The organism is Micrococcus sp. UYEF5, from assembly GCF_040546065.1.
Lineage (GTDB): Bacteria > Actinomycetota > Actinomycetes > Actinomycetales > Micrococcaceae > Micrococcus > Micrococcus luteus.
In genome coordinates, this window is record NZ_JBEPNB010000001.1 from 129,275 (window position 1) to 143,606 (window position 14,332).

Annotated in this window: 14 protein-coding genes, 1 other RNA gene and 1 pseudogene; 8 read left to right on the forward strand and 8 right to left on the reverse strand. The window is 74.0% G+C overall.

The genetic code is table 11. The annotated features are described in order from the left end of the window. Positions 1-158 precede the first annotated feature (158 nt). The gene (locus tag ABIB16_RS00640) at positions 159-464 is read left to right on the forward strand and encodes an antibiotic biosynthesis monooxygenase family protein (protein ID WP_010078879.1); all 306 of its coding nucleotides are present in this window, start codon (positions 159-161) and stop codon (positions 462-464) included. On the opposite strand, the pseudogene ABIB16_RS00645 reads toward ABIB16_RS00640, so the two are convergent. Both ABIB16_RS00645 and ABIB16_RS00650 read right to left on the reverse strand, forming a co-directional pair. Further along, positions 383-2,374, reverse strand: a pseudogene (locus ABIB16_RS00645) (heavy metal translocating P-type ATPase); the annotation flags it as partial. The gene ABIB16_RS00640 and the pseudogene ABIB16_RS00645 sit on opposite strands and share 82 nt — an antisense overlap. A 32-nt stretch (positions 2,375-2,406) precedes the next feature. Beyond that, complete coding sequence (locus ABIB16_RS00650) at positions 2,407-2,634, reverse strand: heavy-metal-associated domain-containing protein (protein ID WP_036381311.1); 228 nt, start codon at positions 2,632-2,634, stop codon at positions 2,407-2,409. Between the two features lie 189 nt (positions 2,635-2,823). Between ABIB16_RS00650 and ABIB16_RS00655 the strand changes: the two genes are divergently transcribed. Both ABIB16_RS00655 and def read left to right on the forward strand, forming a co-directional pair. Further along, the gene (locus ABIB16_RS00655) at positions 2,824-3,498 is read left to right on the forward strand and encodes a Crp/Fnr family transcriptional regulator (protein ID WP_354435986.1); all 675 of its coding nucleotides are present in this window, start codon (positions 2,824-2,826) and stop codon (positions 3,496-3,498) included. Between the two features lie 94 nt (positions 3,499-3,592). Then, positions 3,593-4,234 (forward strand): peptide deformylase, encoded by a 642-nt coding sequence (def, locus tag ABIB16_RS00660; protein WP_144861618.1) that lies wholly within the window; start codon positions 3,593-3,595, stop codon positions 4,232-4,234. 81 nt (positions 4,235-4,315) lie between these two features. Here def and ABIB16_RS00665 read toward each other — a convergent pair whose 3' ends face one another. Beyond that, complete coding sequence (locus ABIB16_RS00665; protein ID WP_354435987.1) at positions 4,316-5,761, reverse strand: glyceraldehyde-3-phosphate dehydrogenase; 1,446 nt, start codon at positions 5,759-5,761, stop codon at positions 4,316-4,318. Between the two features lie 144 nt (positions 5,762-5,905). Here ABIB16_RS00665 and rnpB point away from each other — a divergent pair. After that, an RNA gene (rnpB, locus tag ABIB16_RS00670) (RNase P RNA component class A) lies at positions 5,906-6,284 on the forward strand. A gap of 21 nt (positions 6,285-6,305) precedes the next feature. Here the strand turns inward: rnpB and ABIB16_RS00675 are convergent. Continuing rightward, complete coding sequence (locus ABIB16_RS00675) at positions 6,306-6,620, reverse strand: hypothetical protein (protein WP_036381307.1); 315 nt, start codon at positions 6,618-6,620, stop codon at positions 6,306-6,308. Between the two features lie 119 nt (positions 6,621-6,739). Between ABIB16_RS00675 and ABIB16_RS00680 the strand changes: the two genes are divergently transcribed. Continuing rightward, positions 6,740-7,537, forward strand: coding sequence for a YaaA family protein (locus ABIB16_RS00680; protein ID WP_354435988.1), 798 nt, complete (start codon positions 6,740-6,742; stop codon positions 7,535-7,537). A gap of 34 nt (positions 7,538-7,571) precedes the next feature. On the opposite strand, the gene ABIB16_RS00685 is transcribed toward ABIB16_RS00680, so the two are convergent. From ABIB16_RS00685 to ABIB16_RS00695, 3 genes are all read right to left on the reverse strand, one after another. Then, complete coding sequence (locus ABIB16_RS00685; protein WP_354435989.1) at positions 7,572-8,582, reverse strand: reverse transcriptase-like protein; 1,011 nt, start codon at positions 8,580-8,582, stop codon at positions 7,572-7,574. An 81-nt stretch (positions 8,583-8,663) separates the two neighbouring features. After that, a complete protein-coding gene (locus ABIB16_RS00690) occupies positions 8,664-9,398 on the reverse strand; it encodes a zinc ribbon domain-containing protein (RefSeq protein WP_354435990.1) in 735 nt (244 codons plus the stop codon). Continuing rightward, the gene (locus tag ABIB16_RS00695; protein WP_354435991.1) at positions 9,395-10,324 is read right to left on the reverse strand and encodes a Nif3-like dinuclear metal center hexameric protein; all 930 of its coding nucleotides are present in this window, start codon (positions 10,322-10,324) and stop codon (positions 9,395-9,397) included. Before ABIB16_RS00695 ends, ABIB16_RS00690 begins: the two co-directional genes overlap by 4 nt. Before the next feature lie 113 nt (positions 10,325-10,437). Between ABIB16_RS00695 and msrA the strand changes: the two genes are divergently transcribed. From msrA to epsC, 3 genes are all read left to right on the forward strand, one after another. Then, on the forward strand, positions 10,438-11,019 hold the full coding sequence (gene msrA, locus ABIB16_RS00700; RefSeq protein ID WP_354435992.1) for a peptide-methionine (S)-S-oxide reductase MsrA: 582 nt from the start codon (positions 10,438-10,440) through the stop codon (positions 11,017-11,019). 85 nt (positions 11,020-11,104) lie between these two features. Then, positions 11,105-12,040: a cysteine synthase A gene (gene cysK, locus ABIB16_RS00705; protein WP_354435993.1), complete on the forward strand. Its 936-nt coding sequence runs from the start codon at positions 11,105-11,107 to the stop codon at positions 12,038-12,040. Positions 12,041-12,083: 43 nt separating this feature from the next. Beyond that, the gene (epsC, locus tag ABIB16_RS00710) at positions 12,084-12,671 is read left to right on the forward strand and encodes a serine O-acetyltransferase EpsC (RefSeq protein WP_354435994.1); all 588 of its coding nucleotides are present in this window, start codon (positions 12,084-12,086) and stop codon (positions 12,669-12,671) included. A gap of 19 nt (positions 12,672-12,690) precedes the next feature. On the opposite strand, the gene gnd is transcribed toward epsC, so the two are convergent. Beyond that, a complete protein-coding gene (gnd, locus tag ABIB16_RS00715; protein ID WP_269599840.1) occupies positions 12,691-14,253 on the reverse strand; it encodes an NADP-dependent phosphogluconate dehydrogenase in 1,563 nt (520 codons plus the stop codon). Positions 14,254-14,332: the final 79 nt, after the last annotated feature.

Below are 14,332 nucleotides of genomic sequence, written 5' to 3' on the forward strand. Positions count from 1 at the left end.
TCGGGGCCCCCGGCAACCGGTTCCACGGCTCAGCGTCGCAGGGGCGACGCCGCCGGGCCTCAACCGATCGACGGACTCCCGGTCCGCAGCCGGGCGTAGAGTCGGCCGGTGAGGGCGTCGACCCGACGCCGCACCCCCGCCGACGAGGAGGCCTCCCCGTGTCCGTCGTGAAGATCAACGCCATCAGCGTCCCCGAGGGCGCCGGCCCGGAGCTCGAGAAGCGGTTCGCCGCCCGCAAGCACGCGGTGGACCAGGAGCCGGGCTTCGAGGGGTTCCAGCTGCTCCGGCCCACTGCGGGCGAGGACCGCTACTTCGTGGTCACGACGTGGGCATCGGAGGAGGACTTCCAGCGCTGGCGGGACGGGCGCATGCCCGCCGCGCACGCCGCCGAGCAGGGCGGCCGCCCGGCGCCGGTCGCCACGGGCGCCGACCTGCTCGAGTTCGAGGTCGTGGACCTGGGGTGATCGCGGCGCCGCAGCAGGCGCATCGCGTTCACGATGACCAGCAGCACGGACGCCTCGTGCACGAGCATGCCGACGGCCATCGTGACGCCGCCGGCGAAGACGCCGGCCAGCAGGGCCGCGACGGTCACGAGGGAGATCGCGATGTTCTGCCGCATCACCCGCACCGTGCGCCGGGCCAGATTGAGGGCCTGCGGCAGCCGCTCGAGCCGGTCGCCCATCAGGGCGATGTCCGCGGTCTCGATGGCCACACCGGAGCCGGCCGCGCCCATGGCCACGCCGATGTCCGCCGTCGCCAAGGCCGGGGCGTCGTTGACGCCGTCACCGACCATCGCGACGACGCGGCCCTCGGCCTGCAGGGCCTCGATCGCCTCGAGCTTGTCCTGGGGCAGCAGGCCCGCCCGCACGTCGTCGACGCCCACCTGCCGGGCCACGGCCTGCGCGACGCCGGGCTGGTCGCCGGTCAGCATCACGACCTCGTGGACGCCGATCCCGTGCAGCGCCCGGATCATGCCCGCGGCCTCGGGCCGGAGGGTGTCTGCGATGGCGAGGACGCCGAGCGGGATGCCGTCGACGACGACCGCCACCGGGGTCCGGCCCGCCTCCGCAAGCTCGGCCGCGACGGTCTCGACCCGGTCGGTCGCGGCCGGATCCACGCCGCGCTCGCGCAGCAGCGCCACGTTGCCCACGGCGACGACACGGCCGTCCACCTCTCCGGTGAGCCCGCGGCCGAGGACGACGTCCACATCCGTGGCCAGCGGGCCGTCCAGCAGGCCGCGGTCCCGGCCCGCCGCGACGACCGGCGCGGCCAGCGGGTGGTCCGAGGCCGCCTCGAGCCGTGCGGCCCAGCGCAGCACCTCGTCCTCGGCCCCGGGCTCGAACGCGACGACGTCTGTCAGCTCGGGGGTGCCCGACGTGAGGGTGCCGGTCTTGTCGACGGCGACGGCGTCGACCTTCGCGGAGCGCTCAAGGAACTCCCCTCCCTTGATGAGCACGCCGTCCTTGGCGCCGCGGCCGATCCCTGCCACGATCGCGACCGGGATGGAGATCACGAGGGCGCCCGGGCAGCCGATGACCAGCAGGGTCAGGGCCAGGGGGACGTCCCGCGTGATCAGGCCGGTCGCGAAGGCCAGCACCATGATCGCCGGGGTGTACCAGCGGGAGAAGCGGTCCATGAACTGCTGGGTCCGCGCACGGGCCTCCTGCGCCGCCTCGACGCGGTGGATGATGCGCGCCAGCGTGGTGTCGGCGCCGACGCCCCGGGCCTGCACCTGCAGCAGGCCGGCCGTGGCGACGGTGCCCGCGTACATGGCGTCACCGTCGGTCTTCTCCGCCGGGATGGACTCGCCCGTGATGGATGCCTCGTCCACGGCGCCGACCCCGGTGAGCACCACGCCGTCCACCGGCACCCGAGCGCCGGCCTTGACGAGGACGGTCGCGCCGGGGGCCACCTCGTGGGCAGGCACGGTGCGCTGGGTCCCGTCTGCGTCCACGACGACGGCGGTCTCGGGCGCCGTGGAGACGAGGTCCGCGAGCGCCGAGCGAGTCTGAGACAGGGTCGCGTCCTCGAGGGCGTGGCCGAGGGCGAAGAGGAAGGTCACGGCGGCGGCCTCCCAGAAATTGCCGAGCAGTGACGCGCCGATCGCGGCGGTGGCGACGAGCAGGTCGATGCCGACGGTCTTCACCCGCAGGGCGGCGATCGCGTCGCGCGCGATCGGCAGGCCGGCCACGACGGCGGCGGCGAGCATCAGGCCCGCCGCCACGAGGTGTCCGGTCCCGTGGGCCAGCTGCTCGGGCGCCAGCACGAGCGAGACGGCGATCAGCAGGCCGGCCACCACGGGGCGCCGCCAGCGGCGGGACAACGCGAACCGGGCACGAGGGCGGCCCGGACGTGTGACGGCGGGGGTGGACATGGCGGACTCCGTTCGTCGGGGGCGGGGCGGTGTCAGAAGGCCGACGGCCGGGCGGTGTAGCCGACCTTGGCGACGGCCTCGACGAGGTCCTGGGCAGTGGTGGTCTGCGGGTCGTGGTCGACCTCGATGCGCTGGGTCTCGAAGTGGACCTGCGCGCCGGTCACGCCGGGCAGGGCGTCGAGGGCCTTCTCGATCTTCCGGACGCACGAGGGGCAGCTGAAGCCCTCGGCGCGGAGCAGGGTGTGCGTGGTGGGGGTCATGGTCACTCCTGTGGGTCGTCACCGGCGCGGCCGCCGATGAGGCTGAGCGGACGGGCGGGTGCCCGGTCCGATCCCCGGCCTCCGGGGATGTCACTGACGCTACGAAGGGGACGGCGGGCCCGCCTTGACCGCGGTCAAGCCGCCGTGTGGGAGGCTGATGGCGTGCGTATGGACCTGCCCCTCGCCCCCATGGACGAACCAGAGCCGTGCGCGGCCCGGGTCCCGCTGTTCACCGGGCTGGATCTGGAGCAGCTGCGCCGGGTCTCCGCCCTGGCGCGGCCGCTCGTGCTCGAGGCCGGCGATGCCCTGCACCTGGCCGGTGACCGCACGGACCGCCTGTGCGTCGTGCACAGCGGCCGCCTGGCGCTGACGCTCGGCTCAGCGACCGGCCGGGAACGCGTGGTGCGGATGGTCGAGCCGGGGGACTCCGTGGGCGAGCACGAGTTCCTCACGGGCGAGCCGGCCCGGCACGGGGCGCGCGCCGTGGCCGCGACCCGCCTGTGCACCTTCTCCCACGCCGAGGTCGCCCGACTCCTGGCCCAGCATCCGGGCATCGGGGGACGCGTGATGCGGACGCTGGCCGTCCGCCTGGCCGAGGCGGAACAACGGCTGGCCTGGGAGCGTCAGCCTGTCACCGCGCGGATCGCCGGACATCTGCTCGGCCTGCCGGCCCTCCGGGACGAGGCCGACCTCGTCGTGGTGCTGGCCGCGCCGAAGAAGGACGTCGCCTCGCTGCTGGGCACCACCCCCGAGGCGTTCAGCCGCGGGCTGCGCCGCCTCGCCGACGACGGCCTGATCGCCATGGCGGGCCCGCGGGTGGCGCTGCTGGACCCGGATGCGCTGGAGGCCCTCGCCGCGGAATGACGGCCGTCGTCGTGATGTCCCCGGCGGTAGGCTGGGGACTCCCCCGTCCCCCTACCCACGCAGGCCCGCAGCCCGGGCCGGGAAGCGCAGCGCCATGGCCTCCATCCGTCCCGTCACCGTCTACGGCGAGCCCGTGCTGCACCGGCGCGCGGCCGAGGTGGAGGTGATCGACGACGAGATCCGCGAGCTGATCGAGGACATGTACGTGACGCAGGACGCCGCGCACGGCGTGGGCCTGGCCGCCCCGCAGGTCGGGGTCGGGCTGCGGATCTTCACGTGGACGTTCCCGGACTCCGGCGACGCGCCGAACGTGGGCCACGTGATCAACCCCGTGCTGACCCACCTGGACAAGGCCCCGCGGGAGGACCCGCACCCGGACGAGCACACCGAGGGCTGCCTCTCGGTGCCCGGGCTCGGCTTCCCCCTGCAGCGCCCGACCCGCGTGCGCCTGTCCGGCCAGCGCGTGGACGGGGAGATGTTCGAGTTCGAGGCCGAGGGCTGGTTCGCGCGCATCATGCAGCACGAGTACGACCACCTCAACGGCACCCTCTACGTGAACCGGCTCGAGGGCAAGTGGCAGCGGCGCTGGAAGCGCGCGCAGCGGGCCGAGCGTCTGAACGTGCCCGGTGTGACGTGGCTGCCCGGCACGGACGAGGACCCCTTCGGCCACGACGCCGACGACCACGCGGACCACGAGCACGGCCCCGACGGCGACCACGGGCCCAAGGAGGCCTGAGCTTCGGTTCGACGTCCGACCCGTGCGGATACGACGACGGCCCGTCCCCTCCGCGGGGACGGGCCGTCGCTCATCGGCGGGTCAGGCCTGCGGGAAGGCGGGGACCTGCTGGCCCGCCATCTTCTCCACCACGCGGATCACCTGGTGCGAGTAGCCGTACTCGTTGTCGTACCAGACGTAGAGGATCGCGTTCTTGCCGTCGTTGTTCACGAGGGTCGCCAGGCCGTCCACGACGCCGGCGCGGTCCGAGCCGACGAAGTCGGTGGACACGACCTCCGGGGAGTCCACGTAGCCGACCTGGCCGCGCAGGGGGCCGGTGAGGGACTCCTGCTTCAGGCGGGCGTTCAGCTCCTCCACCGAGGTGGGCTTGTTCAGCTCGAGGTTCAGGATGGCCATGGACACGTCCGGGGTGGGGACGCGGATGGCGTTGCCGGAGAGCTTGCCCTTGAGCTCGGGCAGGGCCTTGGCCACGGCCTTGGCGGCACCGGTCTCGGTGAGCACCATGTTCATGCCGGCGGCACGGCCACGACGGGCGCCCTTGTGGAAGTTGTCCACGAGGTTCTGGTCATTGGTGTAGGCGTGCACGGTCTCCACGTGGCCGTGGTCGATGCCGTAGTCGTCCTGGATGACCTTGAGCACCGGGGTGATGCCGTTGGTGGTGCAGGAGGCCGCCGAGACGATCGTGTCCTGGGGCGTGATGTCGTCCGAGTTCACGCCGAACACGATGTTCTTCATCTCGCCCTTGCCCGGGGCGGTCAGCAGGACCTTCGCGGCCCCCTTGGCCTGCAGGTGCTGGGACAGGCCCTCGTCGTCGCGCCAGCGTCCGGTGTTGTCGACGACCAGCGCGTCCTTGATGCCGTAGGAGGTGTAGTCCACCGTGGTCGGGTCGTTCGAGTAGATGACCTGGATCTCGGTGCCGTTGGCGGTGATCACGCCGCGGTCCTCGTCCACCACGATCGTCCCGTCGAACGGGCCGTGGATCGAGTCGCGGCGCAGCAGGGAGGCGCGCTTGATCAGGTCGTCCTCCGAGTTCTTGCGCACGACGACGGCACGCAGGCGCAGCTTGGAGCCACCGCCGGCGTGGTCGAGGAGGATGCGGGCCAGCAGGCGGCCGATGCGACCGAAGCCGTAGAGCACGACGTCCTGGGTCTCGCCCAGGCCCTCACCGGCCTTGCCCTTGACCTCGGCGAGCTCGGCGTCCAGGAAGGCCTGGACGTCCTGGCCCGAGGCCTTCTGCTTGGCGGCCAGCTCGGCCAGGTCGATGGTGGCGGCGCCCAGGTCCATCGCAGCCATGGCCTCGACCAGCGGGTAGGTGGACTCGACGCTCAGCGGAGCCTGCTGCACGCGGCGGGCGTAGCGGTGGGCCTTGATGATGTCGATCACGCCGCGGTTCACGAGGGAGCGCCCGTAGATCGAGGTGACCACGTTGTGCTCGCGGTACAGGGTGCCCAGCAGGGGGACCATCTTCTCCGCGAGCTTCTGCTGCGTGTTCCACTCGGGGGTCTGGGTCGAGGCGGTGTCTGCCACGGGAGTCCTTCCTTGAAACCTGGCGGGGCCGTCCTGGGCAGGCCCCATCCCCCGACCTCGTTGTCGGCGGGCGCCTCCATTCTAGGCGAGGACGCGTCCGCAGCGGCCCCGCGGCCTCGGCGGGGCGTAGACTGGTCGGTCGGGACGGATCGGCGGACGGCCGCGTGCCCCTGCGGGGGTGCGAGGAAAGTCCGGGCACCGCAGAGCAGGATGGTGGACAACATCCACCCGGGGCGACCCGCGGGCCAGTGCCACAGAGAGAAGACCGCCTCCGCGCCGTGTGCGCGGCGGTAAGGGTGAAAGGGTGGTGTAAGAGACCACCAGCGGCCCCGGTGACGGGGCCGGCTCGGTAAACCCCATCCGGTGCAAGGCCGAACAGGACGCGTCACGAGGGCTGCTCGCCCCAGCGTCCGGGTTGGCCGCTCGAGCCCGTCAGCGATGGCGGGCCCAGATGGATGGCCGTCACCTCGCGCGGGGCAACGCGCGCGAGGCACAGAACCCGGCTTACAGCCGGTCCGTCCCGCCTCACGGCCCCCGGCTGGGGTCAGAACCCCTCGTCGTCGAGGATCCGCTCGAACTCGAGCTCCACCACGTGCTCGCGCTCCCGCTTGTCCAGCAGCCGGTACCCGTACGACTCGCCGATCGAGACGACCTTCGCCAGGCTCGGGCGTCGCCGGTCCCGGGGCCATTCGAGCGTCACGCGGTCCTGCCCCGTGAAGGTGCGCTCCCGCAGGCGGTGCTCCAGAGCGGAGGCGTGCGTGCGCTCCCGCCCGCTGGAGCGGACCCCGAGCCACACGGCGGCCGCGATCACGAGCAGGACGAACGGGTACACCACGCCGAACACGTTCATGGCGGTCATCGGGCGACTCCTGGGATGCGGGGCGGCTGTGCGGACCCCACCACTGTGCCAGGTCCGGACGACGACGTCGGCCCGGCCCGTCCGCGCGTCGGCCCGGGGCGCCTGGCTAGGCTGGCCCGGTGCTGATCCTGCTGCCGCCCTCCGAGGGCAAGACCGCACCCCGCTCCGGGGCCCCGCTCGACCTCGACGCCCTCGCGCTGGCCGATGACGCCGCGGTCACGGGCGCCCGCGCGGACCTGCTCACGCGGCTCGCCGCGGTCTCGGCCGCCCCGGATGCCCTGACGACCCTCGGCGTCGGGGCGTCGCTCGCCCGCGAGGTCGAGGCGAACACGCGCCTGGCCTCGGCCCCTGCCGCCCCCGGTCACCGGGTGTTCACGGGGGTGCTCTTCGATGCGCTCGACCATGCCTCCCTGTCTGCGGCGGCGAAGCGTCGCGCCCGCGCGTCCGTGTTGGTCTTCTCCGCGCTGTTCGGCGCCACCGCGCTGGCAGACCGGATCCCCGCCTTCCGGCTGCCCGTCGGCGCGAGGCTGCCGGGGCTGCCCGGGCTGGCCGCGCACTGGCGCCCCGTGATGACCCCCGCCCTCGACGCGCTCGCCGCGCGGGACGGCGGGCCCGTCGTCGACTGCCGCTCCGGCGGCTACGCGGCCCAGTGGCGGGCACCGGCGGAGCGGACCCTCGCGGTCGACGTGTTCCAGCTGCGCGACGGCGAGCGGACCGTCGTCTCGCACTTCGCCAAGCACACCCGCGGCCTCGTGGCCCGCGCGCTCCTGGAGGCGGGGGCGCGGGAGACCTCGACGCTGGACCGCGTGGCGGACGTGGTCGCACGGGCCGGGGACGGCCCCGGCTGGGAGGTCGAGCTGGCCCGGCCGTCCGCCGCGAAGCCCGGCACGCTGCGGGTGATCCTGCCCGAGGGGTGATCCCGGACGAGGCGCGGTCTGCCCGGACGCGGCCTCAGTCCTCGACGGCCACCAGCTCCACCTCGAAGCCGTCCGCGGTCTCGAGGTAGGCGGCGTAGTGGTCCGCTCCCCCGGCGTGCGGGTGGCGGTCCTCGAAGAGCAGGCGGAACCCCCGGCCGCGCGCGGCGGCGGTGAGCTCGTCCACGCGGGAGCGCGACCCGGCCCGGAAGGCCAGGTGGTTCAGGCCCGGGCGGGTGCGCTCGTGGGCGCCCGCGGCGACGTCGGGCCCGGCCTCGAGCACGAGGTATTCCCCCGCGCCCTGGTACGTCCGGCCCTCGGCCCACCCCTCGCCCGGCACGTAGCCGAGCTCGCCGAACAGCCAGCCGAGGCTGGCCTCGGCTGCCGCGAGGTCGGCGACCCAGATCTCCACGTGGTGCAGCCGACCCGTGGGCGCGGGCGCCGGGGTCGCATCCCCCGGCGACGCGACGGCCTCGGGCCCGTCCGCCTCCACGGCCCGGACGTCCGCATCGGCGTCGAGGCAGGACTCGGCCACCGCCGACGCGGAGGTCGTGGACGCTTCCGCGGCGGTCGACCCCGCCGCCGCGGGAGCCGCAACGGGCACCTCTGAGGCGCCGGCGTCCCACTGCTCGCCTCGCGCGCCGGCGTCCATGGCCTCGTTGGAGAGGCGGTCGGCGTCCTTGTTCCGGTTGCGCGGGATCCATTCGTAGCTGACGCGCTCGGGGGGCAGCACGGACCGGGCCTCGGCCGCGAGGCGCCGCATGTCCTCGTGCTTGATCTTCCACCGCCCGGACATCTGCTCCACCACGAGCTTGGAGTCCATCAGCACGTGCACCCGCGCCTCGGGGTCGAGGTCTCGGGCCATCCGCAGCCCGGCCACGAGCCCGGAGTACTCGGCCACGTTGTTCGACGCCTTCCCCAGCGGGGCGGCGTCGGTCCGGAGGATCTCGCCCGTGGCCGGGTCGCGCACCAGGGCGCCATAGCCGGCGACGCCGGGGTTGCCCCGCGACCCGCCGTCGGCCTCCACCTGCAGGACTCGTCCGCTCACCGTGCGCCTCCTCGTGTCCGTGGTCGCGCCGTCCGACGCGGCCCCCCACTCTACTGATCGCGCCGGGGGCGGGGCCCGGGGTCAGTCCCGGATGAGGATGGCGCCGGACTCGGGGCAGCGGGCGACGGCGGCCGGCGGGAGGGCCCGGATGCACGCGACCTCCGCGGGCGACAGCTCCGTGCCCGCGGCCGCGGACCGGTTCCCGACGAGCCGGGCCGCGCCGATGCCGCCGTTGCGCTCCCGCGCCTGCTCGTACAGGGCCAGCAACGACGCGGGGAACTCCGCGGCCAACGCCGCCCGGCGCTGGATGAGGTCCCGGCCACGCTGGGTCACGGCCTGCCCCTCGCGGCGCACCTCCGCCGCGCGGGCCTCGACCTCGGCCCGCGCCCGCTCCAGGGCGGCGTGGCCCTTCGAGAGCCGGGACTCGGCGGCGTCGGCGGCCTCCATGGCCTCGAGGGCCGCGGCCTCGTGGTCGTCGAGCAGTGCGGTGAGCGTGTCGTCCTCGTGCTGCATGGCCTGCAGCTCCTTGGGCCCGCCCTGGCCCGTTTCGAGCCGCTCCCGGGTCCGGTCCCGACGGGCGCGGGTGGCGGCGGCCTTCTCGGTGGCCTCGGCCCCCGCCCGGTCGGCGGTGCGGGCGGCGTCCTGCAGACCGGGCAGCGCCTCCTCGAACTCCTGCGCACGGGCGCGCAGCCGGGCGTGCTCCGGGTCCGCCTGGAGCCGACGGACGGCGGCGCGGGCCTGGTCCAGGGCCGTGTCGAGCTCCTGGAGCTCCAGCAGCCGGGCCTGGACGGCCGGCGGTGCGGTGACCTCACTCATGCGTGACTCCCCTCGTCGGCCCGCTCTCCCCCGACCAGGAAGTCCCAGGGGTCGCTGCGGTGATCTGAGAACAGGGTGGTGACGCCCAGTCCCCGCTCCACCAGGGCGGCCTCCAGGGCGCGGGCGCCGTGCTCGAGCCACAGGGACTCGCTCGCCCAGTGCGAGACGTCCACGAGCGCGGGACGTCCCTCCCCCGACGCTGCCGTCTCCCGGGCCTCCGAGGCCGGGTGGTGGCGCAGATCGGCGGTCACGTAGACGTCCGCGCCGGACGCGCGGACCGCGTCGAAGAGGCTGTCTCCGGCACCGCCGCACACGGCGACGCGGCGGATGCGCTGGGCGGGGTCGCCCGCCACGCGCACGCCGCCGGCCGTGGCGGGCAGCGCCGCGTGCACGGCCCGGGCGAAGGCGGCCAGGTCGGTCTCCTCGGGCAGGTCGCCCACCCGGCCGATGCCTTCGGCCCCGGTGCCGGCGGCGGAGGCCGTCAGGGGCGAGAGCGCTCCGGTGACGCCGACGGCACGGGCCAGCACGTCCGAGACGCCGCCCACGACGGCGTCGGCGTTGGTGTGCGCGGCGAGCAGGGCGATGCGGTGCTCGATCAGGGTGTGCAGCAGGCGGCCCTTGGCGGCGGCGGCATGCCCGACGGCGGCGACGGACGAGGTCCCGCGCAGCAGGAGCGGGTGGTGGGTGACCACGAGGTCGGCCCCGCGGGCGACGGCCTCGTCGGCCACGGCCTGCACGGGGTCCAGCGCCCACAGGACGGTCCGCACCGGCGCCTCCGGGCGCCCGGCCACCGGCCCGACGGCGTCCCACGGCTCCGCCAGCTCCCGCGGCCACAGCCCCTGGACGACCTCGAGGACGTGCCCGAGCGTCGGTGGGGCCAGGGCATGCACCGGCGAGGCGGGGACGGCGGGACGGGACACGGTCATACCGGCCATGATGGCCCACCCGGCCCGGGCACGCACGACCCGACGGCCCTGGGTGACGGCACGGGGCGGCCTCGTCGGGAATGAAAAGCGCGGCCCACGTTGCTGTGCCTGCCATGACCGACTCCCCCCGTACCGAGCCCCTCGGCGCCTCCGACGCGCCCGCCGACGTCCGCGAGCTGACGCTCGCCGGCGGCTGCTTCTGGTGCCTCGACGCCGTCTACCGTCGCGTGCGGGGCGTGCTCGCCGTCGAGTCCGGCTACACCGGAGGCGACGACCCCGCCCCGAGCTACGAGTCCGTGTGCACCGGGACCACCGGCCACGCCGAAGCGGTCCGCGTGCGCTTCGACGCCGCCGTCGTGCCGCCCGAGGTGATCATGGACCTGTTCTTCACCGGCCACGACCCCACGTCGTTGAACCGCCAGGGGGCCGACGTCGGCACCCAGTACCGATCGGCCGTCTTCGCCCACGACGAGGCCGAGGCCCGGTTCTTCGCGGACGAGATCGCCCGGGCGCAGGCGAACTATGACAGCCCCATCGTCACACGCGTCGAGCCGGCGTCCGCGTGGCACCCGGCCGAGGAGATTCACCAGGACTTCTATGCGCGGCGCCGTTCCAACGGATACTGCCGTGTGGTCATCGATCCGAAGCTCGCGAAGGTGCGCCGGAACTACTCCGCGTGGCTCGTGGACGCCTGAGCGGCGCCGCGGCTCGATAGCCTGACGCAGGAACACCCACTAGATCGCCCGCGCCCCGAGGCGCACCACCACCGGAGGTATCACCATGGCCCGCATCCTCGACGACATCACCCAGGCGGTCGGCAACACGCCCCTGCTCCGGCTGAACCGCCTCGCGAAGGACCTGCCCGGCGACGTCGCCGTGAAGGTCGAGTTCTACAACCCGGCCAACTCGGTGAAGGACCGCATCGGCACCGCCATCGTCGACGCCGCGGAGGCGGCCGGCGAGCTGACCCCCGGCGGCACCATCGTGGAGGGCACCTCCGGCAACACCGGCATCGCCCTGGCCATGGTCGGCGCGGCGCGCGGCTACCGCGTGATCCTGACCATGCCCGAGACCATGTCCACCGAGCGCCGCGTGATGCTCAAGGCGTTCGGCGCCGAGATCGTGCTGACCCCCGGTGCAGACGGCATGCGCGGCGCCCTCGAGCGCGCCCAGGAGATCGTCCGCAGCACCCCGAACTCCATCTGGGCCCAGCAGTTCGCGAACCAGGCCAACATCCAGGCCCACTACACGGGCACCGGCCCGGAGATCTGGGACGCGTCCGAGGGCGCCGTGGATGTGTTCATCGCCGGCGTCGGCACCGGCGGCACCATCACGGGCGCGGGCCGGTACCTGCGCGAGCAGAAGCCGGACGTGAAGCTCATCGCCGTCGAGCCGGCCGACTCCCCCATCCTCTCCGGCGGCCAGGCCGGCCCGCACAAGATCCAGGGCATCGGCGCGAACTTCGTGCCGGAGATCCTGGACACCGACCTCTACGACGAGGTCTACCCGGCCACCTTCGAGGAGTCCATCGAGACCGCCCGTCGGCTCGGGACCGAGGAGGGCATCCTCGGCGGCATCTCCACCGGCGCGATCATCTCGGCCGCCCTCAAGGAGGCCGCCAAGCCCGAGTCCGAGGGCAAGCTGATCGTCGCCATCGTGTGTGACTTCGGCGAGCGCTACATCTCCACCGCCCTCTTCGAGGACATCCGCGGCTGACCGCCGCCCGCTCACCGACCGCACCGACCCGAAGGGGCCGCCCGTGGGACTGTTCTCCCGCATCAAGGAAGACATCGCGACCGTCCGCAGCCATGACCCGGCGGCGCGCGGTGACCTCGAGGTGGCCCTCGTCTACTCGGGTCTGCACGCCGTGTGGGCGCACCGCGTCGCGCACCGGATGTGGCGGCACGACCGGTTGAAGATGCCCGCCCGCGTGCTCTCGCAGGTCACGCGCGTGGCCACGGGCATCGAGATCCACCCCGGCGCCTCGATCGGTCGCCGGTTCTTCATCGACCACGGCATGGGCGTCGTGATCGGCGAGACCGCGGAGATCGGCGACGACGTGATGCTGTACCACGGGGTCACCCTCGGCGGCCGCTCCCTGGCCAAGGTGAAGCGGCACCCCACGCTGCGCGACGGCGTCGTGGTGGGGGCCGGTGCCAAGATCCTCGGGCCCGTCGAGATCGGGGAGGGGACGGCGGTGGGCGCCAACGCCGTCGTCGTGAAGGACACCCCCGCCGACGCGATCGCCACCGGCGTGCCGGCCACCGTGCGCCCGCGCAAGGGCCCGGCCGAGGGCAAGCCGCTCGTGGACCCCGCGGAGTACGTGGACCCGGCCCTCTGGATCTGAGGGCCGGGCCCCCGCCGGGTCAGTCCTGCGTGGGGTCGCCCTCGGTCGGCTGCGGCATGACGACGGGCACGCCCTCGCCGTCCACCTCGGTGCGGTCGCCGGACCACAGCGTGTGGAAGGAGCCTTCGCGATCGACGCGCAGGTAGGTGTGGGCGCCGAAGAAATCGCGCTGGCCCTGCACGAGGGCGGCCGGCAGGCGGTCGGCCCGCAGGCCGTCGTAGTACGCCAGGGCCGAGGAGAACACCGGCACCGGCACGCCCGCGGCGACGGCGGTGCCGACCACGCGGCGCCAGGCCGGCAGGGCCTCGGCGATCGCCTGGGCGAACTCGGGGGCGAAGAGCAGGTTGAGCGGCTGGCCGGGGGCGCGGGTGCCCGGCGCCGGGTGGCGGGAGGTGTCGCGGCCGCCGAAGGCCTGCATGATCACGTCGAGCAGGTCGGCGCGGATGATGCAGCCGTCCCGCCACAGCGAGGCGATGGTGCCCAGGTCCAGCGACCAGCCGTACTCCTCGGCGGCGGCGGCGAGCATGTCCATGCCCTGCGCGTAGGCCACGAGCTTGGAGGCGAACAGCGCCTGGCGCACGTCCTCCACGAACGTGTCCGTGTCCTGCGGGGCGCGCTGCGCCTCCTCGTCGACGCCGGCCGCGAGGGTCTCACGGGCGACCTGGCGCACCGCGCGCTGAGAGGACAGCGAGCGGGCGAAGACGGACTCGGCGATCGCGGCCACCGGGGAGCCGACGTCGAGACCCGAGATCGCGGTCCAGCGGCCGGTGCCCTTCTGCCCGGCCTCGTCCACGATCACGTCCACGAGCGGGCGGCCCGTGGCCGCGTCCACCTGGGCGAGCACCTCGGCCGTGATCTCGATGAGGTAGGAGGCCAGGTCGGTCTGGTTCCACGCCGTGAACACCTCGGCCTGCTCGGCGGGCTCGAGGCCGCCCACGCGGCGCAGCAGGTCGTAGGCCTCGCCGATGACCTGCATGTCCGCGTACTCGATGCCGTTGTGGACCATCTTCACGTAGTGGCCGGCGCCGTCCGTGCCGACCCAGGCGCAGCACGGCTCCCCCTCGAACTGCGCGGAGATCTTCTCGAGCATCGGGCCGAGGGCCTCGTAGGACTTCTCCGGACCGCCGGGCATGATCGCCGGACCGTGCAGGGCACCCTCCTCGCCGCCGGAGACACCGACGCCCACGAAGTGCAGGCCCTTCTCGGCGAGGGCCGCCTCGCGGCGGCGGGTGTCCTCGTAATGGGAGTTGCCGGCGTCGATGACGATGTCGCCCTCGTCCAGCAGGGGGACGAGCTGGTCGATGACGGCGTCCACGGGGGCGCCCGCCTTGACCATGATGAGCACCCGGCGCGGCACGGCGAGGGACTGCACGAGCTCGGCGAGCGTCTCCGTCGCCACGAACGCACCCTCGTCACCGTGCTCGGCCACGAGCTGGTCCGTGCGGGCCCGGCTGCGGTTGTGCAGGGCCACCGTGTAGCCGTGGCGGGCGAAGTTGCGGGCGAGGTTCGCGCCCATCACCGCCAGGCCCGTGACGCCGATGTCGGCGGCGCCGACGGGGACGGTGGTGGTCTGCTCGGTCATCGCGGGTGGCCTCCTGTGGCTCGGACGGTGGGACGGGCCGTGCCGGACACGGACCCGCCCCCCAGCCTACGTCGACCGC